19 protein-coding genes are annotated in these 23,635 nt (G+C 71.7%); 11 read left to right on the top strand and 8 right to left on the bottom strand.

Annotation, left to right across the window (positions count from 1 at the left end):
* On the top strand, window positions 1–287 hold a 287-nt coding region (locus ABZS97_RS34615), incomplete at its 5' end, for an adenosylcobinamide-GDP ribazoletransferase (protein ID WP_356144331.1).
* A gap of 139 nt (window positions 288–426) precedes the next feature.
* The gene (locus ABZS97_RS34620; RefSeq protein ID WP_356144333.1) at window positions 427–1,032 is read left to right on the top strand and encodes an RDD family protein; all 606 of its coding nucleotides are present in this window, start codon (window positions 427–429) and stop codon (window positions 1,030–1,032) included.
* Window positions 1,033–1,038: 6 nt separating this feature from the next.
* On the opposite strand, the gene ABZS97_RS34625 is transcribed toward ABZS97_RS34620, so the two are convergent.
* The 4 genes from ABZS97_RS34625 to ABZS97_RS34640 form a co-directional block, all read right to left on the bottom strand.
* Window positions 1,039–1,686 (bottom strand): spherulation-specific family 4 protein, encoded by a 648-nt coding sequence (locus ABZS97_RS34625; protein WP_356144335.1) that lies wholly within the window; start codon window positions 1,684–1,686, stop codon window positions 1,039–1,041.
* A gap of 22 nt (window positions 1,687–1,708) precedes the next feature.
* Window positions 1,709–3,241 carry a hypothetical protein gene (locus ABZS97_RS34630; RefSeq protein ID WP_356144337.1) on the bottom strand — a complete coding sequence of 511 codons (1,533 nt, stop codon included), beginning with the start codon at window positions 3,239–3,241 and terminating at the stop codon, window positions 1,709–1,711.
* Window positions 3,238–4,758: a GT4 family glycosyltransferase PelF gene (gene pelF / locus ABZS97_RS34635; protein WP_356144339.1), complete on the bottom strand. Its 1,521-nt coding sequence runs from the start codon at window positions 4,756–4,758 to the stop codon at window positions 3,238–3,240. Before pelF ends, ABZS97_RS34630 begins: the two co-directional genes overlap by 4 nt.
* Before the next feature lie 83 nt (window positions 4,759–4,841).
* On the bottom strand, window positions 4,842–6,872 hold the full coding sequence (locus ABZS97_RS34640) for a hypothetical protein (RefSeq protein WP_356144341.1): 2,031 nt from the start codon (window positions 6,870–6,872) through the stop codon (window positions 4,842–4,844).
* 345 nt (window positions 6,873–7,217) lie between these two features.
* On the opposite strand from ABZS97_RS34640, the gene ABZS97_RS34645 reads away from it, so the two are divergent.
* The 3 genes from ABZS97_RS34645 (at window position 7,218) to sucB (ending at window position 12,330) form a co-directional block, all read left to right on the top strand.
* Entirely contained in the window at window positions 7,218–8,741 is a 1,524-nt protein-coding gene (locus ABZS97_RS34645) for a leucyl aminopeptidase (RefSeq protein WP_356144343.1), read from the top strand.
* Between the two features lie 336 nt (window positions 8,742–9,077).
* Window positions 9,078–10,466, top strand: coding sequence for a dihydrolipoyl dehydrogenase (gene lpdA, locus ABZS97_RS34650; protein WP_356144345.1), 1,389 nt, complete (start codon window positions 9,078–9,080; stop codon window positions 10,464–10,466).
* A gap of 91 nt (window positions 10,467–10,557) precedes the next feature.
* On the top strand, window positions 10,558–12,330 hold the full coding sequence (sucB, locus tag ABZS97_RS34655; protein ID WP_356144347.1) for a 2-oxoglutarate dehydrogenase, E2 component, dihydrolipoamide succinyltransferase: 1,773 nt from the start codon (window positions 10,558–10,560) through the stop codon (window positions 12,328–12,330).
* A gap of 65 nt (window positions 12,331–12,395) precedes the next feature.
* Here the strand turns inward: sucB and ABZS97_RS34660 are convergent, their stop codons facing one another.
* A complete protein-coding gene (locus ABZS97_RS34660) occupies window positions 12,396–13,079 on the bottom strand; it encodes a hypothetical protein (protein WP_356144349.1) in 684 nt (227 codons plus the stop codon).
* A 279-nt stretch (window positions 13,080–13,358) separates the two neighbouring features.
* Here ABZS97_RS34660 and ABZS97_RS34665 point away from each other — a divergent pair, with 279 nt between their 5' ends.
* The 4 genes from ABZS97_RS34665 to ABZS97_RS34680 all read left to right on the top strand — a co-directional run bounded on the left by ABZS97_RS34665 (window position 13,359) and on the right by ABZS97_RS34680 (window position 18,789).
* Window positions 13,359–13,982 carry a GntR family transcriptional regulator gene (locus tag ABZS97_RS34665; protein ID WP_356144351.1) on the top strand — a complete coding sequence of 208 codons (624 nt, stop codon included), beginning with the start codon at window positions 13,359–13,361 and terminating at the stop codon, window positions 13,980–13,982.
* A 331-nt stretch (window positions 13,983–14,313) separates the two neighbouring features.
* Entirely contained in the window at window positions 14,314–17,016 is a 2,703-nt protein-coding gene (gene aceE, locus ABZS97_RS34670; protein WP_356144353.1) for a pyruvate dehydrogenase (acetyl-transferring), homodimeric type, read from the top strand.
* Between the two features lie 95 nt (window positions 17,017–17,111).
* Complete coding sequence (locus ABZS97_RS34675) at window positions 17,112–18,101, top strand: WYL domain-containing protein (protein WP_356144355.1); 990 nt, start codon at window positions 17,112–17,114, stop codon at window positions 18,099–18,101.
* A 163-nt stretch (window positions 18,102–18,264) separates the two neighbouring features.
* A complete protein-coding gene (locus tag ABZS97_RS34680) occupies window positions 18,265–18,789 on the top strand; it encodes a DUF4240 domain-containing protein (RefSeq protein WP_356144365.1) in 525 nt (174 codons plus the stop codon).
* Here the strand turns inward: ABZS97_RS34680 and ABZS97_RS34685 are convergent.
* Window positions 18,773–18,997 (bottom strand): hypothetical protein, encoded by a 225-nt coding sequence (locus tag ABZS97_RS34685; protein WP_356144357.1) that lies wholly within the window; start codon window positions 18,995–18,997, stop codon window positions 18,773–18,775. The two genes, ABZS97_RS34680 and ABZS97_RS34685, sit on opposite strands and share 17 nt — an antisense overlap.
* A 115-nt stretch (window positions 18,998–19,112) precedes the next feature.
* The gene (locus ABZS97_RS34690; RefSeq protein ID WP_356144367.1) at window positions 19,113–19,907 is read right to left on the bottom strand and encodes a peptidoglycan recognition protein; all 795 of its coding nucleotides are present in this window, start codon (window positions 19,905–19,907) and stop codon (window positions 19,113–19,115) included.
* Between the two features lie 305 nt (window positions 19,908–20,212).
* On the opposite strand from ABZS97_RS34690, the gene ABZS97_RS34695 reads away from it, so the two are divergent.
* Entirely contained in the window at window positions 20,213–21,397 is a 1,185-nt protein-coding gene (locus ABZS97_RS34695) for a MarP family serine protease (protein ID WP_356144359.1), read from the top strand.
* A 15-nt stretch (window positions 21,398–21,412) separates the two neighbouring features.
* Here ABZS97_RS34695 and ABZS97_RS34700 read toward each other — a convergent pair whose 3' ends face one another.
* Window positions 21,413–21,910: a GNAT family N-acetyltransferase gene (locus ABZS97_RS34700; RefSeq protein WP_356144361.1), complete on the bottom strand. Its 498-nt coding sequence runs from the start codon at window positions 21,908–21,910 to the stop codon at window positions 21,413–21,415.
* Between the two features lie 119 nt (window positions 21,911–22,029).
* Here ABZS97_RS34700 and ABZS97_RS34705 point away from each other — a divergent pair, with 119 nt between their 5' ends.
* Window positions 22,030–22,947 (top strand): TIGR01777 family oxidoreductase, encoded by a 918-nt coding sequence (locus ABZS97_RS34705; RefSeq protein ID WP_356144363.1) that lies wholly within the window; start codon window positions 22,030–22,032, stop codon window positions 22,945–22,947.
* The last annotated feature ends 688 nt before the right edge of the window (window positions 22,948–23,635 follow it).

Here is a 23,635-nt window from a genome sequence, read left to right on the forward strand (position 1 = left end):
GATGTTTAGCGGATGCTCGTAGTTCCCATCCCCGAGGCTGCACGGTGCCGTTGCCCGGCGCGCTGCTCGCCGCTGCCTTGGTCACCGGTGCGGCGGCGGGCGCGGGGGCGTTGTTCGGGGCGGACGAGGTCGTACGCGGCGCACTCGCGGTCATCGCCGCCTGCGCCGTCGCGGAACTCCTGCTGCGGCACTGCACGCGCCGCTTCGGCGGCATCACCGGCGATGTCTTCGGCGGGCTGGCCGAGACGGCGGCGACGACCGCGCTGGTCGTGCTGTCGCTGGGCTGAGTCGTCCGATCGTTCGTCACGGAGCCGAGCGGTTGTGTCACCGGGCTGAAACGATCGCCGGTCATCCGGTGAAGCCGGGCACGGGCGCCGCTAATCTGAGCCGCCGTACAGGCAAATGATCGTGATTCGGGGGACGTCTGTGCCGAAACTTCGGCGGTTCGCGGCTTGGTTCATCGACTTCGCACTGGTGCTCGCGGCTGCGTCCGCGCTCGCCGTGCTCACCTTCCACCGGATCTCCGCGCTCGTGACGGACGTGCCGGACCTCGCGACGCGAGGCGGCTGGGACATCCTCACCTCGCGCGGCGATGTCATCGACGCCTCCGAGGGCTTCGGGCTCCACCTCTGGCACAAGGTCGTCCGGGATGTGGAGCAGGCCTTCGGGCTGCTGGTGGTCGCCACCTTCCTCTACCAGTGGGCGGCGCTCGCCTTCACCGGGCGCACGGTCGGCAAGGCCCTGCTCGGCCTCAAGGTCATGCCGAGCCCGCCGCGCCGGGCCGCACTGCGGGCGGCGGTGACGACGACGGCCGACGTCGCCGTGTACGCGCTGGCCTGCGTGCTGCTGGTCGAGGGCGAGTTCGTGCTGTCGGTGCTGGTGTGGGCAGTGGCCGTGGTGATCTTCTTCCTCAACGCGCTGCCGGTGCTCTCACCCTCCCGCCGCTCCCTGGCGGACCGGCTGGCGGGCACGGCAGTCACCGGGTTCGGGTTCGGCACACCCGACGGCCCGGCCCCGGTGCGCACGTTCTGAGCAGCTTCAGGAGACGGCCCGGACGCCGTGCGGCAGCGTGCCCCAGGGATGGTCGCCGCCGCCCGGCACCGCGCAGTGCAGGCCGGCGCCCCGGGCGTGGGCCTGCTCCGCGAGATCGACGCCGGCCGGTACGCCGTACACGAGATGGCACACCTGTGCGCCGCGCCCCGTCCACGGCTCGGCGCGCAGTCCGCGGTACGTCTGCCAGGTCCCCTCGAACGTCACCAGGACGTCGGCGATCCGGGCGTACGAGGGGTGCGGCACCGTTCCGTGGTTGAGGACGAGGGCGGTGCAGCCCGCGCCCCAGGCGACGGCGGCGAGTCCCCGGTAGTAGGCGAACTCGGCGGTCCCGGAGGCTGCCTGGTCGAGGAACACGCCGTCGGCGCCGTACCAGGCGCGGTGCCGGGAGAGGTCGCGGACGACGTCGGCGTGCGAACGGCGCCCGTAGTCCGTGTCGGTGTAGCCCAGCACCCGGACGTCTGCCGCGCGCAGCCGTCCGGCGGCCTCGGCGAACGCCGGGTCGGGGCGGTCGCCTGGGCCGCTGGCCGGGTTGAGCACGACGGCGTGGAGGTGGGGCGCGGCCGCGATCAGGGCCTCCCATTCGGCGGGGCGGACGGCGGGGTGCTCGTAGTAGGGCACCAGCAGGTTCTTCATCGGCAGGTGCCCGTCGCCTTGTTCATCGGTGGGCGGTCGCTCTCCCGATCAGCCTGGCCACCAGCACGACCAGGGTGGCGGCAGCCGCGCCGTACACGACCGGGCCCAGTCGGTGCGGGTCGGCCAGGTGCGCCGCCAGTGCCGCTGTCTGGGCGAGCGCCGCGACAGTGCAGACCACGGCGGCGCTCAGGACGGCGCCGAAGGACTGGAGCAGCAGCCCCGTCCACAGGACCACGCCCAGCAGGAGCAGCCCGGCCAGGCGTACGCCGGTGATGGCCGGCGCGTGCGGCCACAGGGCGGCGGTGGCCGCGGTGAGGGCGAGGAGGGCCCCGAGATAGCCGGTCAGGCACCGGCCGAGGGTGAGCGCTGCGGTCCGCCGGAAGCCCTCCGGGGTGCTGCTGGTGCGCAGCCCGGCGAGGCCTGCGCTGCGCAGCCGGTGGAGCAGCCATTCGGCCGGGCCCATGCTGAGGGTGAGGGCTACCGCGGCGGGGGCCGCGACCGCGCTGCGCGCGTTGCCCGTGAGGGCGTCGCCGAGGCCGGCGTAGAGGACCAGGACGCCGGTGCCCAGGCCGAACAGGGCATAGGGGAGGGTGTCGGTGAGGCGGGGAGCCGCGTCGGGTTTCTTCGCCCCCTCCGCCCCTTCCCGTCCCGTCCTCCTCCTGAGGGCTTTGCCCCCTTTCCCCCCTTGTCGCGCTTGCGCGCTCGTCCTCAAACGCCGGACGGGCTGACACACCTCGACTGCGGCCGTCAGTGCGACCGTCGTCAGCGAGCCCAGCAGAAGGGCCGCTCTCGCCCAGACCGGGATCGGGTGGATCAGGGCCAGGGCTGTGCCCGCCGTCATGGGCAACAGGGCTGCCAGCAGGGCCCGTTCGCGGCCCGTCACCAGGAGGATCGTGGCCGCTCCCAGGTAGCAGGACTGGCCGGCCGCGAAGGCGACCGTGCCCGGGTGGGCCGGGGCGACGGCGAAGGCGGCCAGGGAGCCGAGCAGGACGCCGACGGGGGCGCCGAGAAGCAGGGCGCGGTGGGCGGCCCTGGGGTCGCCCAGGCCCAGCCAGGAGTACGCCCGGTGGGCGAGCCCCTGGTTCCAGGTCCAGCCGCACAGGGCGCCCACGAGCAGCGGCACGGTGCCCGCGGGCAGGACCGGGCCGTCGCGGGGGCCGGCGAGAAGCGGTGCCCCGAGGACGTAGCCCAGGCCTGGCAGGGCGAACACGACACCGCGCAACAGACAGCCGAGCAGGCCCAGTTGCCAGGGGTCGTGTGCCGGCTGCGCCGGTTCGGGGTAGTGGCGGTCGACGCGCTCGTACAGCTCCTCGGCGAGCGCGAAGGAGTTCCGGACGCCGTAGCGCTCGCGTATCCGGTCGTCCGACATGCCGTCGGACTCCAGAAGCGCGGCGATCTCGTCGGGGTGGACGGCCGCGCCGATGAACTCGCCCAGGCGCTCGGCGAGTTCGTCGACGGGGTCGGGCTCGGCCCAGGCCGGGGAGCGGCGCTCGCGGGGCACGGCCGGGAGGGGGTCCTCGCGGGTGCCCGGCGGGATCCGCAGCGATCCGCTCACCAGTCGGTCCCGTCCGTGGCGAGGGCCTGGTACCAGGGGTCGCGCAGTTCGCTGGTCCAGTCGGCGACGGTCTCGACGGTCGGCTCGTACACCGTGGGGCGGCCCGCCAGCTCCTGGTAGATCGTCCGGAAGGCATCCACAGAGCGGCGCAGCGTGAAGCGGTCGATCACCCGCTGCCGCGCCAACTCCCCCAGTTTCAGGCGCCGTTCGTCGTCGCGGAGCAGAGTGAGCGCTGCCGCGGCCATCTTCTCGGGCTCGCGCGGGGGCACCACGAGCCCGGTGTCGCCGACCGCCTCGCGCACGCCGCCGACATCGGTGGAGACGGTGGTGCGGCCGCAGGACATCGCCTCGATGATCGAGAAGGGGAACCCCTCGGAGATGGAGGAGAGCATCACGACGTGTCCGGCCGCGTACGCGCGCCACACCTCGCTGATACGGCCCTCGAAGGTGAGCCCGTCGGTGACGCCGAGTTCGGCGGCGAGCTTCTCCAGCCGGGTCCGGTACGCCTCTCCGCCGGGCGGCACCGGGCCGAACAACCGGAGTCTGGTCTCGGGGAGTTCGGCGCGCACCATGCCGTAGGCGCGCAGCAGGGTCTCCAGGTCCTTGATGGGGTCGACGCGGCCGCACCAGGTCAGGGTGAGGACGTCGGGTTCGGGTCCGGCGTGCGGGAAGGCGTGCGGGTCGACGCCGTTGTAGACCGTGCGGACCTTGTCGGCGTCGGCGCCGCCGCGCTCCTCCCAGCGGCGGTTGTACTGATTGCAGGGGGTGATGAGGTCGGCGGCGCGGTAGCCGAGCGAGTTGAGTTCGCGGTAGAAGCCGAGCATGAACGCCTTGACGGGCCAGCGCTGGGTGTCGCCGCGATAGCCGAGGTAGCGCTCGCGGAGGTAGATGCCGTGCTCGGTGAGCAGGAAGGGAACCCCGTCGAGGTGATGGGCGGCGAGCGCGGGCAGGGTGGCCAGACCGCTGCTGACGGCGTGCGCCACGCTGTTCTCGGGGATGCGCGCGCCGAGCGGCCGCAGCGCGTGTTCGAGGAGGTCGGTGGCGGTCAGCGCGTCGTGCACCGTGGGCCGGGCGGCGGCGGTGGGCAGATGCGGCATCGTCCATATCCACATCAGCGAGCGCAGCGCGGACTCGGTGCGCAGCGCCGCCGACAGCCGCCCGGCGCGGGCCAGTCCGGCCAGTTCGTAGAGCGCCCGCCCGAAGTCGCAGTGCGCCTCGGGGTCCAGGAACGAGAGCAGGAACCGCTCGTAGGTGTCGGTGAAACGACGCCGGGCCCGGCCGAGCGGCGGCCGCGCGCGCCCCGGCCGCGGGCCCCAGGTCGGCACGGATGTGTGGCGGCTGATGTTGGGCGGCAGCTCCCAGGTCACGGGTTCGCGGCCGCTGCCGGTGAGCGAGACGATGTGGAAGTCGACCTCGGGCATGCCCTTCACGAGCTGGTCGCACCAGGTGCTGACCCCGCCGTGGACATGCGGATACGTGCCTTCGGTGAGCATGGTGACATGACGGCCGGTGCGCATCGCTGCGCGGCTCCCCCCTGTGATGCGGATGATGTACGGGGAACTGCGGACCGTCCCCCGGCCCGCAGTTCCGCCATGGCTGCCTACGGCAGCTTCAGCGTGAGCGCCGACTGCAGCGCCTCCGGCGTGGTCCAGGCCGAGCGCCTGCCGGCGTACGGCGTCCCGAACGCGGCGGTGCCGAGCAGGAGTTGCTTCCTGGTCCCCTCCGGGGCGGTCACCGGGATCTGCGTTCCGGAGGGCGCCTTGACGGTGACGGTCGTGCCGACGCGGTAGGCGGTGACGCTGCCGTTCGACACGGCGGCCCCCCAGGCGGCTCGGCGCTTCAGCTCGGTGCCGATCGCGCTCTGCCGGGGGTTCTCCAGTGGGGCGTTGTCGGCGTAGAGCGCCTTGTAGCCGGTGAGCACCCGGTCAAGGACGGGGTACAGGATCCGGCCCTCGGCCAGGTTGGACTGGTGCACGTAGTGCGGCCGCGGGTCGTTGCCCAGGGCGTGGCCGAGAGCGGTGCGCGCCTCCAGGGGGACGATGTACGACGCGTAGCCGGTGGCGGTGTCCAGCGGCGCCGACAGGCATGTGGAGGAGGGGTTGTCCTCGCAGACGCCGCTGCCGCCGTCGGCCTTGGATGTGTAGATCCAGTTGTACTCGTCGGCCATCTCGGCCGCCGTACCGGCGTTGTAGTACACGTTCATCGGATAGCGCGGCACGGTCAGCGCGGCGCCCACCGCGCGCTGCTGCGGCTCGCGTGAGTTGTCGGAGCCGGTCCACTTGACGCCGTTGTCGGCGAGGGCGCCCGCGAGGTTGGGGTTGTCGGCGGGCTGCTGCGGCAGCGTCCTGAGGCCCGAGTGCTCGCCAGTGACGAGTTCGGTGCGGTCGGTGGAGAGGCCCTTGGAGGCGGCCCAGTTGTAGTTGTTCCTGATCTCCGCGGAGATGTCGGAGCGGCTCATGTACCGCGTCGAGCCGTCCGCGTTCTTCGCACAGCTCCACGGCACGGTCGTGGTGTCCTGGACGCAGCCGAGGAACTGGTGGGTGTAGGTGTGGTTCATCCAGCGGTACTTGGCCTTGTCGGCGAGCAACTGGGCGGCGAGGGCGTCCGTGCCGCCGTTCTCGCTCTTCCACTCCTCGCCCGAGCCCGCGTTGAACACCATGTCGAGGGTGAAGCCGGTGCTCTGCTCCCACTGCGCGGCGTACTGCGCGTCGGCCGCCGTCATCCGGATCGGCGTGCCCTCCTCGCCGCCGCCCACGCAGTCGATGTCGCCCGGCGTGCAGTTGCGGTCGGCGTCCCAGCGGGCGTCCGGTGCGAACACGTCGTCGACGTGGACGGAGAAGTAGCTTCGGCTCTGCCCGAGGTGCACGCCCTGGGTCAGCCACTCGACCATGCCGCGCACGAGCACCCGGAACTGCTGCTGGTACTGGTTGTACGCGAAGGTCACCACGAGTTCGCGGCGCCCGTCGTGCGCGTACTCGCCGAGCAGGCTGCCGCGTCCCTCACCGCCGGGCACCGCGGTGTCGACGTAACTGGTGAAGCCCGTACGGGGTTTGGCCACGTAGCCGTAACTCTCGGACACGGACGGGGAGTTGTCCTCGAAGGTGAGCGGCCCGTCGAGGTAGCCGAAGGGGCCCGCGGTGCCTGCCGTGGTGACCGCGGCGGCCCGGCCGTCCAGCGATCCGCTCCAGCCGCCCTCGCTCGTGTAGTCGAGACCGACCTCCGGGTGTGCCCAGGTGTAGGCGTCGAGCTGCGGGATGCCATAGGTCTTCTCGTACGTCTCCAGCGCGGTCTGCTCGGCCGAACCGGAGCCGAACGGCGCCTCATTGGGCAGCACCACGCCCTGGTACCTGGCCCGCGGGACGCCGCCGACGGTGTCGCTCAGGAACGCCGTGTCGATCGTCGGGCGGGTCGCGTCGCCAAGGCTCACCGTGGTGTACGGAATGCCGGTGTTCTTCAGTTCCGCGGTGATGGCCGCGACGGGGCTGTCGCCGTTGTCCACGACGAGCACCTTGAGATCGATACGCGGTGTCGCGGCAGCCGACGCGTGGGGCGCCCCCAGCCCCACGGCCAGCAGTCCGACGGTCGTGAGACCGGCGGCCGCGTTTCTCCACCTGTGCGCACTCTGCGCCATGATTGGGACCCTCCCCCCAAAGATCCCCATGTGGTCGTTCCGAGGAGGATCCGTGGAAATGATGCGACCGGTGAGCGGGTCGCCCACCGGAACACCATGAGTGTGGCTCAGGTCACGTGGAGTGATGGGCGAGAAGCGGCTACGACGCCACTCACAGGTGAACGCCCGTAGAAATGAGCGAAACCCGGCCCCGCGCGTAGGCTCGACCCGGACGTGTGACCGCCCCCGTCTGAGCCGCCCCCGTCGAGACCTCTCCTTCGGGCCGGATCTAGGGTCAGTCCTCGGGCCCGGTCGACCCATCCCTGATCGACCCCAGCAACTCAATGGAAGCGAGATTTCACCACCGTGACTGCTCTCACTCTCAGCACCGCCGCGGCCTCCGGACTGCGGGCCGACGCGATCGTCGTCGGTGTCGCGAAGGGCGCCAAGGGCCCGGTCGTCGCGCCGGGCGCCGAGGCCGTGGACAAGGCCTACGACGGCAAGCTCGCCGACATCCTTCAGACCCTCGGCGCGTCCGGCGCCGAGGGCGAGGTGACGAAGCTGCCCGCGCCGTCCGGTTTCAAGGCACCGGTCGTGGTCGCCGTCGGACTGGGAGCGGTCCCCGCGGACGACGAGACGTACGGCGCCGAGGAACTGCGCCGCGCCGCCGGTGCCGTCGCCCGCGCGCTGGCCGGCACCAAGAAGGCCGCCTTCGCCCTGCCGCTGACGGACGCCGCCGACGCGGGCGCCGTCGCCGAGGGCGCGCTGCTCGGCGCGTACTCCTTCGACGCGTACAAGGAGAACGGCCAGAGCGCCAAGGGCAACGGCAAGGCCCCACTCGCCGAGGTGGCGCTGCTCGGCGGCAAGCCCCGCGACAAGGCGTACAAGGCCGCGATCGAGCGCGCCGTCGCCGTCAGCGAGGAGCTCAACCGCGCCCGCGACCTCATCAACACCCCGCCGAACGACCTGAACCCGGAGGCGTTCGCCGCCGTCGCGCAGGCCGCCGCCAAGGAGCACGGCATCAAGGTGGAGGTGCTCGACGAGAAGGCCCTGACCAAGGGCGGCTTCGGCGGCATCCTCGGTGTGGGCGTCGGTTCCGAGGCCCCGCCGCGTCTGGTGAAGCTGTCGTACAGCAGCTCCAAGGCGAACAAGCACCTGGCGTTCGTCGGCAAGGGCATCACCTACGACTCGGGCGGCATCTCGCTGAAGCCCGCCGGGCACAACGAGACGATGAAGTGCGACATGAGCGGCGCCGCCGCCGTGTTCGCCGCGGTCGTGGCCGCCGCCCGCCTCGGCCTGGAGGTCAACGTCACCGGCTGGCTCGCGCTCGCCGAGAACATGCCGTCCGGCTCCGCCACCCGCCCCGGCGACGTGCTGCGCATGTACAGCGGCAAGACCGTCGAGGTCCTCAACACGGACGCCGAGGGCCGTCTCGTCCTCGCGGACGCGCTGTGGAAGGCGTCCGAGGAGAAGCCGGACGCGATCGTCGACGTGGCGACCCTGACCGGCGCGATGGTGCTGGCCCTCGGCAACCGCACCTTCGGTGTGATGGCCAACGACGACGCCTTCCGCGCCGCGATCGTCGACGCCGCCGAGGAGGTCGGCGAGGAGTCCTGGCCGATGCCGCTCCCCGAGCACCTGCGCAAGGGCATGGACTCCCCCACGGCCGACATCGCCAACATGGGCGAGCGCATGGGCGGCGGCCTGGTCGCCGGTCTCTTCCTGCGCGAGTTCGTCGGCGAGGGCATCACCTGGGCGCACCTCGACATCGCGGGCCCGGCGTTCAACGAGGCCGGCCCCTTCGGCTACACCCCCAAGGGCGGCACCGGCTCCGCGGTCCGCACCCTGGTCCGCCTCGCCGAGCTGACGGCGCAGGGCGAGCTGGGCTGAGCCCCGCTGCGCCGATCGGGCTGAAGCCCTGCTTCCGCTGGAGGACGGCCCCGGGTCCGCTGGACCCGGGGCCGTCGTCGTGGTGGTACGGACGGGCGTACGGGGGTTTCGCCCTCAACGAAATCCGCAGGTTCCTGCGCATCCGCACCCCCTCGACGTGATGGATCAGACGTCTCACACCCCGGCCCGGCGTCCCGCCACCGGCCGACAGGTGCGAAGATGGGTTCTCGGCAGGACAGGGCCCCCACCACAGGGCCGAAGAAAGAGCGGCCGGACACCAGCCGCCGCCCGGTCGAAGACGACCGGCGTACGGCGCACATGCATGGAGGACGTGACGTGGCGAACGACGCCAGCACCGTTTTCGACCTAGTGATCCTCGGCGGTGGTAGCGGCGGTTACGCCGCGGCGCTGCGCGGAGCGCAGCTGGGCCTGGACGTCGCCCTGATCGAGAAGGGCAAGGTCGGCGGCACCTGCCTGCACAACGGCTGCATCCCCACCAAGGCTCTGCTGCACGCCGGAGAGATCGCCGACCAGGCTCGCGAAGCCGGTCAGTTCGGCGTGAAGACCACCTTCGAGGGCATCGACATCGCGGCCGTCCACAAGTACAAGGACGGCGTCATCTCGGGCCTCTACAAGGGTCTGCAGGGTCTTATCGCGTCCCGCAAGGTGACGTACATCGAGGGCGAGGGCCGCCTGTCGTCCCCGACCTCCGTCGACGTGAACGGCCAGCGCATCCAGGGCCGCCACGTGCTCCTCGCGACCGGCTCCGTGCCGAAGTCGCTGCCGGGGCTGGAGATCGACGGCAACCGCATCATCTCCTCCGACCACGCGCTGGTCCTGGACCGGGTCCCCGAGTCCGCGATCGTGCTCGGCGGCGGTGTCATCGGCGTCGAGTTCGCCTCGGCGTGGAAGTCCTTCGGGACCGACATCACGGTCATCGAGGGCCTCAAGCACCTCGCCCCGCTCGAGGACGAGAACTCCTCCAAGCTTCTTGAGCGCGCGTTCCGCAAGCGCGGCATCAAGTTCAACCTGGGCACCTTCTTCTCGAAGGCCGAGTACACCGCGAACGGTGTCAAGGTCACCCTTGCCGACGGCAAGGAGTTCGAGGCCGAGGTGCTGCTCGTCGCCGTCGGCCGCGGCCCGGTCTCGGCCGGTCTCGGCTACGACGAGCAGGGCGTCGCGATGGACCGCGGCTACGTCCTGGTCGACGAGTACATGCGGACGAACGTCCCGACGATCTCCGCCGTCGGTGACCTGGTCCCGACGCTCCAGCTCGCGCACGTCGGCTTCGCCGAGGGCATCCTGGTGGCGGAGCGTCTGGCCGGTCTGAAGACCGTTCCGATCGACTACGACGGCGTGCCCCGGGTGACGTACTGCCACCCCGAGGTCGCCTCCGTGGGGATCACCGAGGCCAAGGCCAAGGAGATCTACGGTGCGGACAAGGTCGTCACTCTGAAGTACAACCTCGCGGGCAACGGCAAGAGCAAGATCCTCAACACCTCGGGCGAGATCAAGCTCGTCCAGGTCAAGGACGGTGCCGTGGTCGGCGTCCATATGGTCGGAGACCGTATGGGCGAGCAGGTCGGCGAAGCTCAGTTGATCTACAACTGGGAAGCGCTGCCCGCCGAGGTCGCTCAGCTGATCCACGCCCACCCGACGCAGAGCGAGGCGCTCGGCGAGGCCCACCTGGCCCTCGCGGGCAAGCCGCTGCACTCGCACGACTGATCTCGCCGAGCTTTCCGGGATTCAGTCACCGCGTCGACCTGGGCGCGACGACCACAGACTTCCGCACCATCGTTAAGGAGCAACAGAAACCATGGCGGTTTCCGTAACCCTTCCGGCGCTCGGTGAGAGCGTCACCGAGGGCACTGTCACCCGCTGGCTGAAGGCCGAGGGCGAGCGCGTCGAGGCCGACGAGCCGCTGCTGGAGGTGTCGACCGACAAGGTCGACACCGAGATCCCCTCGCCCGCCGCCGGTGTGCTCGCATCCATCAAGGTCGCCGAGGACGAGACCGTCGAGGTCGGCGCCGAGCTGGCCGTCATCGACGACGGCACGGGCGCCCCGGCGCCCGCCCCGGCCCCTGCTGCCGAGCCGGCCCCCGCGGCCGCTCCGGAGCCGGCTCCGCAGGCCGTCCCGTCCACCGAGGCCGCCGCCCCCGCACCGGCCCCCACCGCCGAGGCCGCCACCGGCGGTTCCTCCGCCACGGGCACCGACGTCGTCCTTCCGGCTCTTGGCGAGTCGGTCACCGAGGGCACCGTCACCCGCTGGCTCAAGGAGGTCGGCGAGGAGGTCGCGGAGGACGAGCCGCTGCTCGAGGTCTCCACGGACAAGGTCGACACCGAGATCCCGTCGCCGACCGCCGGCGTCCTGCTGGAGATCGTCGTCGGCGAGGACGAGACCGCCGAGGTCGGTGCCCGGCTGGCCGTCATCGGTGCGCCGGGTGCCGCCCCCGCGGCCGCCCCCGCTGCTCCGGCCGCGCCCGCCGCCGCTGCCCCGGCTCCGGCTCCGGCTCCGGCCCCCGCTGCTCCGGCCGCTCCGGCCCCCGCCGCTCCGGCTCCGGTCCAGCCCGCCGCACCGGCTCCCGCCCCTGCCGCGCCCGCTCCGGTCGCGCCCGCCCCCGTCACCCCGGCCCCGGCGCCCGCCGCGATCTCCGGTGACGACGGTGCGTACGTGACCCCGCTGGTGCGCAAGCTCGCCGCCGAGAACGGCGTCGAGCTGGCCTCCGTCAAGGGCACCGGCGTCGGCGGCCGTATCCGCAAGCAGGACGTCATCGCCGCCGCCGAGGCCGCGAAGGCCGCCGCCGCTCCGGCTCCGGCCGCCGCTGCTCCGGCCGCCGCGAAGAAGGCTCCGACGCTGGAGGCCTCCCCGCTGCGCGGTCAGACCGTCAAGATGCCGCGCATCCGCAAGGTCATCGGCGACAACATGGTCAAGGCCCTGCACGAGCAGGCGCAGCTGTCCTCGGTCGTCGAGGTGGACATCACCCGGCTGATGAAGCTCCGCGCGCAGGCGAAGGACTCCTTCGCGGCCCGCGAGGGCGTCAAGCTCTCCCCGATGCCGTTCTTCGTGAAGGCGGCGGCCCAGGCGCTGAAGGCCCACCCGGCCGTCAACGCCCGGATCAACGTCGAAGAGGGCACGATCACCTACTTCGACACCGAGAGCATCGGTATCGCGGTGGACTCCGAGAAGGGCCTGATGACCCCGGTCATCAAGCACGCGGGCGACCTGAACATCGCCGGTATCGCCAAGGCCACCGCCGACCTGGCGGGCAAGGTCCGGGCGAACAAGATCACCCCGGACGAGCTGTCCGGCGCGACCTTCACGATCAGCAACACCGGTTCGCGCGGCGCGCTCTTCGACACGATCATCGTGCCGCCGAACCAGGTCGCGATCCTGGGCATCGGTGCCACGGTCAAGCGTCCGGCCGTCATCGAGACGGAGGAGGGTACGGTCATCGGCGTCCGCGACATGACGTACCTGACGCTCTCCTACGACCACCGTCTGGTGGACGGCGCCGACGCGGCCCGTTACCTGACCGCGGTCAAGGCGATCCTGGAGGCGGGCGAGTTCGAGGTCGAGCTCGGCCTCTGATCCACCTCGCGTCCGCTGCCCCTGTCCGGAATCCTCCGGGCGGGGGCAGTGCCTTGTCTGCCGCTCTACTGCGGCTTGAGGGTCTTGTCCGTCCACAGGACCAGCGTCTCGACCCACACGTTCGGGATCTCCGTCTGGTACGCGGGCGTCAGATGCCGTGCCCGGTACGCCTTCAGGACGTCGTACGTCGCGTCGAGGCAGTCCCGGGAGCCGAGGTCGCCGGAGTCCGGGTCGATGCCGACGAGGAAGCCGCGCTGCTCGACCTCGGTGATCTTCGCGCGGGCCGAGGTCACATCGCCGGTGGAGGAGCCGGTGCAGCGGTAGCGGGTGTACGGGTGCTTGGCGCTGCCGCGGTTGTGGGTGTCCCGGGACATGTCGCTGAGCATCCGGGCGTACGTGCCCTCCGCGTGCCAGGCGCCGATGTAGCCGCCGGGCGGGGTGTACAGGGCGTTGGTCGGGTTCTCGACGGCGCCGTAGACCCAGCGGTCGGTGCCCGTGACCCGGAAGCCCCAGCCGGTGTGGCCGAACTTCTGGGCGCCGTCCGGCTTGACGAAGACACAGGCGCCGCCGGCGCCCTTGGGCTGCCCCGCCGAGCCGAGGCCCACCGGGACGGTGCCCGCCTGCGAACCGCTCGGCTCCCCGGCCGCCGACGTGTCCATCGGCTGGCAGCCCGTCACCCCGAGGACCGTCCCGGCCACGGCCGCCGCGATCCCCCAACGAAGTGCCCGCCCGCGTCCCCGTCCGCTCATGACAACCCCCTGATGGCCCAGGAGCGCCCCTGGCGGGAACCCCTGTGCTCACCGCCACACGTTTGCGCGGCCCGGAGGTTCAACGGGTGACAAGCCCGTGACACGGCCGGGTCGGACCCGGTACGGGGTCTTTACAGGTCCGCCCCCTGTGACAGCGTGTAAGTCTCGTCTCACCTGCGCGAAAGCGCCCCCGTGCACCCCTCTTGGAGGGGACCGCGGCCTTATTGTCTAAACGTCAAACGCCCTTGGGGCAGGTGCGCCCCCTGCGAAGGAGCCCTCATGACCGCGCCCGTCGTCCACTCGCTGCGCGAACAGATCCGCGAGCACATCGTGGAGGGGATCGTGAGCGGGCGCTGGAAGCCGGGCGAGCGGATCGTGGAGCGCCGGATCGCGACCGAGCTGGAAGTCAGCCAGACGCCCGTACGGGAGGCGCTGCGCGAGCTGGAGTCCCTGCGGCTGATCGAGTCGGCGCCCAACAAGGGCGTACGGGTACGCAATCTGACCGCCGCCGACCTGGAGGAGAGCTATCCGGTCCGCGCCGGCCTGGAGGCCATCGCGGCGGAGCTGGCGGCCGCGCGGCTCGCCGAGGACTGCTCGGCCCTGGAGCCGCACGTCGCCGCGCTGTACGAGGCCGACCGGCTGGCGGACGGCACCGGCCAGGTCCGCCACACGGTGGGCTTCCACCGCGAACTGGTCCGCGCCGCGAACAACTCCGTCCTTCTGCACACCTGGGAGGGCCTGGGCATCGAGGTGTTCACGGCGCTGTCGATCCGCTGGCTGGGCACCGTCCAGCAGTCGTACGCGGAGGAGCACGAGGCGCTCGTGGAGGCCTTCCGGCGGCGGGACCCGCTGATCGCGGACCTCGTGAAGGCCCATGTGCTGGGGTGCGCGCCGCGGGCCTGAGGGCGCCTGAGCGGTCCCGGCACAGTGGAGCGTGCAGGCGCTCAGACGTGCCCCGACCTGCGTGAATCCTCGATTTCGCCTTCGATTTCAAGGCACCGGGTGCCTACCCGGAAGGCACCGGGTGCCTACTTTCTCGACTTGAAGAGGTTTTCCCCTTCAACCCTTTGATCGATCATCGATCAGGGAGTTACAGTCACCGACGGGCTCCTACAAGAGCCCGCCGCCCTGTCCTGCCAAAGACCAAGGGCACCCCCGAAAACCCCTTACCGCTGAGGGAGAACGGCGAAGGAACCCCCTTCACGTGCCCCCTCCGTATCCGGAAGGCGGCGCAATGACCGACCCCACCGCAATCCAGCCGAGCGAGCTCGACCAGCTCCCGGACCGCGACCCCGAGGAGACCGCCGAATGGCAGGCCTCCCTGGATGCCGTCACCAAGGCGGCCGGGCCGCACCGTGCCGCGTACCTGATGCGCCGCACACTGGAACGCGCCGAGGGCAACGGTCTCGCGCTGCCCAAGCTGCTTGAGACCGACTACGTCAACACCATCCCCACCGCCGCCGAGCCCGTCGTGGCCGGCGACGAGGAGATGGAGCGGAAGATCACCGCGTGGAACCGCTGGAACGCGGCCGCGATGGTGACGCGCGGTTCGAAGTACGGCGTCGGCGGCCACATCGCCACCTTCGCCTCCGCGGCCTGGCTCTACGAGACCGGCTTCAACCACTTCTTCCAGGGCAAGGAGGCCGACGGCTCCGGCGACCAGCTCTACATCCAGGGCCACGCCTCCCCCGGCATCTACGCCCGCGCCTTCCTCGACGGACGGATCGGCGAGCACCAGCTCGACCACTTCCGCCAGGAGGCCGGCGGCGACGGTCTGCCGTCGTACCCGCACCCGCGACGCCTGCCGTGGCTCTGGGAGTTCCCGACCGTCTCCATGGGCCTCGGCCCGCTCTCCGCGATCTACCAGGCGCGCTTCAACCGCTACCTGACCAACCGCGGCATCAAGGACGTCTCGCAGTCCCACGTGTGGGCGTTCCTCGGCGACGGCGAGATGGACGAGCCGGAGTCGACGGCGGCACTCGCCCTGGCCTCACGCGAGGGCCTGGACAACCTGACCTTCGTCATCAACTGCAACCTGCAGCGCCTCGACGGCCCGGTCCGCGCGAACTTCAAGATCGTGCAGGAGCTGGAGGCGCAGTTCCGCGGCGCCGGCTGGAACGTCGTGAAGACACTGTGGGGCACGGCCTGGGACGAGCTGTTCCGGCTCGACACCACGGGCGCGCTGGTACGCCGGCTGCGCCAGGTACCCGACGCGCAGGTGCAGACGTACCAGACCCGCGACGCCGCCTACATCCGCCAGGACTTCTTCGGCGCCGACCCGGCGCTCGTCGAGATGGCGAAGCTGCTGAGCGACAACAAGATCCTGGAGTGCTTCCACCTCTCCCGCGGTGGTCACGAGGCGCGCAAGGTGTACGCCGCCTACCGCGCGGCCCTCGCCCACAAGGGCGCGCCGACCGTGATCCTGGCCCAGACGGTCAAGGGCCACACGCTCGGCGAGGGCTTCGCGTCGAAGAACGCCAACCATCAGATGAAGAAGCTGACGGTGGACGAGTTCAAGAAGATGCGTGACGTCCTCGAACTCCCCATCTCCGACAGCCAGTTCGTCGACGGCCAGGTGCCCTACGGCCACCCCGGCGCAGACGCCCCCGAGGTCCGTTACCTCCAGGAGCGCCGCGCGGCCCTCGGCGGCCCCGCCCCGGCCCGCCGTACGCACGCGCTCGCGCCGCTGCCCGCGCCCGCCGACAAGACGTTCGCCGCGTTCGACAAGGGCTCCGGCACGCAGAACATGGCGACGACGATGGCCTTCGTCCGCCTGGTCAAGGACCTGGTCCGCGACAAGCAGACCGGCCGTCGCTGGGTGCCGATCGTCCCCGACGAGGCGCGCACCTTCGGCATGGAGAGCCTCTTCCCCTCCCTCGGCATCTACTCGCCCAAGGGCCAGACGTACGAGCCGGTCGACCGCGACCAGCTGATGTACTACAAGGAGGCCAAGGACGGCCAGATCCTCAACGAGGGGATCACCGAGGCCGGTTCCATGGCGGACTTCATCGCCGCGTCCACCGCGTACTCCACGCACGGCGAAGCGATGATCCCCTTCTACATCTTCTACTCGATGTTCGGCTGGCAGCGCACCGCCGACCAGATGTGGCAGCTCGGCGACCAGCTCGGCCGCGGCTTCCTGGTCGGCGCCACCGCCGGCCGTACGACGCTGACGGGCGAGGGCCTCCAGCACGCCGACGGGCACTCCCCCGTGATCGCCGCGACGAACCCGGCCGCGATGTCGTACGACCCGGCGTTCGCGTACGAGATCTCGACCATCGTCAAGGACGGTCTGCGCCGGATGTACGGCGAGGCCGCGCCCGGCGAGGACCCGAACGTCTTCTACTACCTGACGGTCTACAACGAGCCGATGCCGCAGCCCGCCAAACCGGCCGCTCCCGGCATCGACGAGGGCATCGTCAAGGGTCTGTACCGCTTCAACACGGCCGAGTCGGCCGGGCTCTCCCCGGCTGCCAACGCCGCCCGGATCCAGCTCATCGGCTCCGGTACGGCCATCCACTGGACCCTCAAAGCGCAGCAGCTGCTCGCCGAGGAGTGGGGCGTGGCCGCCGACGTGTGGTCCGCGACCTCCTGGACCGAGCTGCGGCGCGACGCCCTCGACGCCGACGCGGCGCTGCTGCGCGGCGAGGAGCGGGTGCCGTACGTCCGCCAGGCGCTGCACGGCGCCGAGGGCCCGGTGCTCGCGGTCTCCGACTACATGCGCCAGGTCCCCGACCAGATCGCCCAGTGGGTCGAGCAGGACTACTCCTCGCTCGGTGCGGACGGCTTCGGCCTGTCCGACACCCGTGAGGCGGCCCGTCGCCACTTCGGCGTCGACGCCGAGTCGATCGTGGTCGCGGCGCTGGCCCAGCTCGCCCGCCGCGGCGAGGTCAAGGCCTCGTCGGTGAAGGAAGCCAGGGAGCGCTACGGCCTGTAGAGCCGCTGCGCGGTTGCTCCGCAACCGCTCTGCCGAGGGGGTACGGCCGTCGCCGTGCCCCCTTCGCTGTCGGTGCCGCCCGGCATCATGAACGTATGCGCGCTGCCCGCCTGATCAAGATGGTGCTGCTGCTCCAGTCCCGGCCGTCGATGACCGCCGGTGAGCTGGCGCGGGAGCTGGAGGTGTCCGAGCGGACGATCACGCGCGACGCGCAGGCGCTGTCGGAGGCGGGGGTCCCGGTGTACGCGGACCGGGGGCGGGCCGGCGGCTACCGGCTGATCGGTGGGTACCGGACGCGGCTGACGGGGCTGGCGCGCAGTGAGGCCGAGGCGCTGTTCCTGTCCGGAGTGCCCGGGGCGCTTCGCGAGATGGGGCTGGAGGACGCGGCCTCCGCGGCCCGGCTGAAGGTGTCGGCCGCGCTGCTGCCGTCCATGGGGGACGCCTCGCGGACGGCGGCGCAGCGGTTCCATCTGGACGCGCCCGCCTGGTTCCGGGAGACCGGGACGCCCGCGCTGCTGCCCGCGGTCGCGGAGGCCGTGTGGGACGACCGCCGGATCACCGCGCGCTACCGGCGCGTCAAGGGGGAGGCGGCGGACGTCCAGCGGGAACTGGAGCCGTACGGGCTCGTGCTGAAGGCGGGCGTCTGGTACGTGTGCGCCCGGGTCCCCGGCCCCGCGCCCTCCTTTCGCGTGTACCGCGTCGACCGGTTCACGGCGGTGGAGCCCGCGGCCTCGGATGAGCGCTTCTCTCGCGACGAGGGGTTCGACCTGCCGGGGTTCTGGGAGGAGAGGGCCGAGGAGTTCGCGCGGTCGATCCTGCGGGCCGAGGTCCTCGTACGGCTCTCTCCCGAGGGGGTGCGGAGACTGGCGTACGCGGTTGATGCCGTGGCCGCGCGGGAGGCGTTGGCGGGGTGCGGTTCCCCCGACGCGGGGGGCTGGGTGACCGTGACGCTGCGCGTGGAGTCGCACGAGGTCGCGCACACGCAGTTGACGGGGCTGGGGGCTGAGGTGGAGGTGGTCTCGCCCGGGGCGTTGCGGGACCGCTTCGCGGGGGATGCGGGGCGGTTGGCGGCGCTGTACCGGTGACGGTTGCCGCCGGCGGTCCCTCTGCGCCGCCTGCCCGCCCACCCGAAGTGCCCCTCTTCTCCACTCACCTTCCCCCCGCCTCATTCCTTCGGCATGTGCACGCATAACAATCTGCGGCACTCCGCGTGCGTCCCTCCTCTTCAGGACCGATGCTTGTCCCGTGATGGACGAGACGGAGTTCTGGGAGCTGGTGGACACGACCCGCGAGGCCGCCGAGGGCGACCCCGAGGACCACGCCGACCTGCTCATCGAGCGGCTCGGCCGACTGGACCCGGACTCGGTCCTCGACTTCGCCCGGCACTTCGAGTCCCGCTACAACCGCGCGTACCGCTGGGATCTGTGGGGCGCCGCCTGGGTGCTGCTCGACGGTGCGAGCGACGACGCCTTCGACTTCTTTCGTTGCTGGCTGATCGGCCAGGGCCGGGAGGTCTTCGAGGGCGCGCTGCACGACCCGGACTCGCTCGGCGATCTTCTGGCCGACTTCGACGAGGAACTGGACGGCGACGGCGAGGAGCTGGGGTACGCGGCGGACGAGGCGTACGAGCAGCTCACCGGTGTCGTCGCGCCGGATCTGGGCATTGCGCCCGCGGCTCCCGAGCCGGAGGGCACCCCGGTCGAATTCGAGAACGAGGCGGTGCTCGCGGAGCGCTACCCCAAGCTGTGGGAGCGGTTCAGGAACGAGGGCTGACGTACGGCGACGGCGCCGTACGGGGCACACCGACCGGGTGCGCGTCGGCGTGTGCGTGGTGAAGCGGCGCCGCGTTCGCCCGGTCCAGCGCGGACGCGGTGACCGCGGCCGGGCCGATGACGACGCTCACCACCGCGCACACCACGGTCCAGGGGCTCCGCAGGACGCCGGCCCAGCGGTCAGTGGTCTTCGTACGGCTGCTGCTCATGTGTTCTCCCCACCTCCGGTCGGCTGTACGCGGACCAGGCTAGGGAGCGGGGATCTGAGGGCCCCTTGACCCGACTGTGGACCGTCTGTGAACACGGCGGGCCCGGCGGGCCCGGCTAGCGGCCCTGGAGACGGGCGGCCCTCTCGCGGATCTCGGGGAGCTTCGCGGTGAGGGCGGCGCCGGGGCAGCTGGTCATGAAGCCCGCGTTGTGACCGGCGAGGGTGGGGAGCTCGGCGGCGGTGCCGGACGCGTAGCGGCTGAGGTTGTTGCTGGAGACGAGGCGTACTTTCGCGCGCGGGTCGACATGGGAGAGCCCGAGCTTCCACGCGGCGAGGGCGGCGATCGCGTCGGTCATCGCCCGGGGCACGGGCGTTCCCGCGGTGAAGGTGCCGAGGGCTGCGATGCCGGCGGTGCGGTGGTTGAAGCCCTGGGTGTGGGCGCCGGTGACGGGCCGGCCGACGCCGCCCGCACGGCCCTCGTAGATCGTGCCGCAGCGGTCGACGAGGAAGTTGTAGCCGATGTCGTCCCACTGCCGGGCGCCGATCTGACCGGCGTAGAGGTAGCGGATGATGCGGGGCGCGTCGGCGCAGTCGTACGCGTTGGGCGAGTCCGTGTGGTGGATGAAGACGGCGACGACCCGGTCGTCGTAGCGGGCGGGCGGCGGGTTGCGCGGCACGCTGGCGTCCAGCCAGCGCGAGCGGGGCACGATGGCGGGCCTGGGGGCGGAGTGCGCGACGGCGGGCCGGGCGGCGGCCGAGGGCCGGTCGGAGTGGGCCCTCGTACGGTCCACTCCGACCGAGCAGAGGACGAGCGCGAGGACGGCGGCGAGCCCGGGGAGACCGGCGAGCACCATCAGCAGGCCCCGGGGCATTCGCCCCTTCGCCGCCCGGACACGCACCGCGAACGGCATCAGCGCCGTCGCGAACGGCGGGCGTGCCGCGCGCCGCAGCCGGGCGGCGACGCCGGGTATTCGTGGCCGCGCGGCTCGCCGTTCCCGTGGCTCCCGCGCTCTCCGGAACACACGCATGTCCCCACCCTGACCCCGATCCGGGCGTCTCGCGATGTGTGGTGTGCCACCTGGTGGAACCATCGTCCCGGTCCGGGACGTTTCTACAGGTCCAGGCGTGCGTGCGGGGTTTTTCCGCGACGCGCTCGCGTGGCTGATCACTGGGCCCGCCCTGCGCGTACTAAGGGGCCCCAGAGAAAGGCGGCTCCGTGGACGTGCTCGACATCCTGCTGTTGCTGGTGGTCCTGGCCTATGCGGCCTCCGGTTACCGGCGGGGCCTGGTCGCGGGCTGCGTCTCGCTGGCCGGATTCGTGGGCGGTGCCGTCATCGGCGTATGGGTGCTGCCTTGGGTGATGGACCTGGTGGAGGCGGGAACACCGGCGGCGACGGTGACGGCGGTGCTGACGGTGCTGGTCCCCGGCGTGGTCGGCCACGAGCTGGCGGGGCGGCTCGCGCTGCGACTGCGCCGAGAGCTGGACATCGGCCCGCTGCGGGTGGCCGACGGGATCGGCGGAGCCGCGGCGAACACGGTAGCGGTGCTTCTGGTGGCCTGGGTCGCCGCGAGCGTGCTGGGCGCGTCCTCGTCCACGCTGATCACGCAGTCGATCCGCAACTCGGCCCTGCTGGGCGCCGTACAGAAGACGATGCCGGACACGACGCCCACCTGGTTCTCGCGCGCGACCTCGGCCCTCGCGGACGCGGGCTTCCCGCAGGTCTTCAACCCCTTCGAGAACGAGCCGACGGCGGGGGTCGCCAAGCCCTCCGGGGACAGCGTCACGGCGAGCGCGACGAACGCCGCCAAGCTGAGCACGGTCAAGGTGGAGGGCGTCGCCGGCAACCAGGGCCGCGAGGGCAGCGGCTTCGTGTACGCGGCGCAGCATGTGATCACCAACGCCCACGTGGTGGCGGGCATCGACGACCCGAACGTACGGGTGGGCGGGGTGGGCCGGGCGTACGAGGCGAAGGTGGTGTTCTTCGACCCCGACAAGGACGTCGCGGTGCTGTATGTGCCTCAGCTGCGGGCGCCGCTGCTCCGCTTCGACGACAGTGCCTCGCGCGGCGACTCGGCGGTCGTGGCGGGCTATCCGCAGGACGGCGGCCTCGACCTGCAGGCGGCGACGGTGGCGAGCCGGATCCACGCGACCGGCCGGAACATCTACAGCTCGGACACCGTCACACGCGAGATCTACTCCATCCGCTCCACGGTCCGCCCGGGCAACTCCGGCGGACCGCTGCTGACCACGGACGGCCGGGTGTACGGCGTGGTCTTCGCGAGGTCGACCTCGGACGACGAGACGGGGTACGTGCTGACGGCGAACGAGGTCGCGGGCGACGCCCGGAGCGCGGCGACGGCGACGACCCCGGTGGACACGGGCGACCTGGTCACCTCATGAGCGCGGGCGCTCCTGCTACAGGGAGCGCCCCATGAGTACGTCGTCCACGTACTCCCCCTCCAGGAGGAACTCCCCGGGCAGGATCCCCTCCACCACGAAGCCCTCCGACTCGTAGAGCTTGCGGGCGGGGGTGTTGTGCCCGAGGACGCGGAGCGCGATCCGCCGCGCCCCCTGCCGACGGGCCTCCGCCTGTACGGCGCGCAGGAGCGCGCGTCCGACACCGGCGCCGCGCGCCGCGTCGGCGACGACGAGACCCTGGATCTGCCGGACATGGGCGTTGCAGGCGAGGGAGGTGGGGTAGCCGAGCCGGATGTAGCCGACGAGTTCGCCGTCGATCTCGGCGACGAGATGGTCCCGGGGCCCGAACCGCTCGCTGTAGAAGGGTTCGTACGGCGGCCGGGGACGCGGCTGGACGGCATGCATCGGGGACCAGGTGTCACGGTCGAGACGACCGAGGGCGTCCTCGTCGTCGAGGGTGGCGGTACGTATGTGCGGTACGGGCATGAAGCTCACTGTAGGACGGCGCAGCCGCCTCACGTCGCGTGTTTTCCCCTCCCTGTCCTCCTCTCCCCCTCCCCCTCCCCTCCTCTCCCCTGATGTCCTCTTGACCGGGCGCGAGGCAGGATGGACCCATGAACGATGCGCCCCTGGCCCCCGGTTCACGTGTGGTGATCGCCGGTGCGTCCGGCATGATCGGTTCGGCGCTGACGCGCTCCCTGACCGCTGACGGGCACGAGGTGGTCCGACTCGTCCGCCGGGCGCCGCGTGCACGGGACGAGATCCAGTGGGACCCCGAGGGCGGCCGGATCGACGCGGGGGCGCTCGCCGGGGCTGCCGCGGTGGTCAATCTCGCGGGGGCGGGAGTCGCCTCGCGGCGCTGGACGAAGGCGTACAAGGAGCGGATCCGCTGCAGCCGGGTGCTCGGCACGGCGACGCTGGCCAAGGCCGTGGCGTCCCTCGACGAGCGGCCGCGGGTCTTCGTCAACGGCACTGCGATGGGGTTCTACGGCGACACGGGCGGGCGCCCCGTGGACGAGACGGCGCCTGCCGGGGAGGGGTTTCTTCCCTCCCTGTGCGTGGAGTGGGAGGGGGCGGCGACTCCCGTGCGGGAGGCCGGGGTTCGGACGGCGTTCGTGCGTACCGGGCTGGTCGTGGCCCGCAGGGGCGGGGCCTGGGGCAAGCTCTTTCCGCTCTTCAAGGCGGGGCTCGGGGGGCGGTTGGGGGACGGCAGCCAGTACTGGAGTTTCATCGCGTTGCACGACGAGGTGGCCGCGATCCGGCATGTCATCGACACGGACTCCCTGTCCGGGCCGGTGAACCTCACCGCGCCGGAGCCGCTGACCAACCGTGAGATCACGGAGGCGATGGGGCGCGTCCTGCACCGGCCCACGCTGTTCACCGCCCCTGCTCCGGTGATCCGGCTCGCTCTCGGTGAGATGGCCGGCGATATCCTGGGCAGCCAGCGTGTCCTCCCCACCCGCCTCCTCTCCTCGGGCTTCACCTTCGCGTTCCCGACAATCGACTCCGCCCTACGATCAGCTCTGCGCTGACGAAGCCCCCCGGGTGCCCTCCGGCTTTGCTCGCTCACCCGGGGTGGGTGGGCATACCCCGGGTGCCCCTTGCTCGAACGGTCACCCGGGGGTGGGTGGGCAAACCCCTCTCACCCCTCGTTTGAACGGTGACCCGGTGTGGGTGCCGGCCGGGGGTGGGTCACGCAACTCGGCGCTTACGAGGTGCCGCTGCGCCCACCCGTGCCGCCCCTAGCGGCACGATTGCCCGCAGTAACGAGGCCTCGCCGGCCCCCGGCGCCACACGCACCCCGCTGCCGGGTGGGCAACCGCCCCCAGCCGCAAGCCCACCCGCAGTAACGAGGCTTCGCCAGCCCCCGGCGTCACACGCACCCGCCGCCGCTGGGTGGGCAGCCGCCCCTAGGCGCACGCCCGCCCGCAGTAACGCGGCTTCACCAGCCCTCCAGCGCCACACACCCCAAGCCGCACGACTGCCCGCAGTGACGCGGCTACGTCGGCCCCCGCCTCCCCACGCACCCGCAGCGAAGCGGCAGCCGCAAGCCCCCACTCCCCAGCCCCCACGCACCCGCAGTCGCCGTACGCACGGAAGGGTCCGTGCCGGTACGTCTCTGCCCGTCGCGTAGCAGGCCCCCAGCCAAGCTTCGCCGTGCTCGACCCCGGGCAGTCGTGCGGCTTGGGGTGTGTGGCGCTGGAGGGCTGGTGAAGCCGC

The sequence above is a fragment of the Streptomyces sp. NPDC005485 genome (genome assembly GCF_040606085.1).
Classification (GTDB): Bacteria; Actinomycetota; Actinomycetes; order Streptomycetales; family Streptomycetaceae; genus Streptomyces.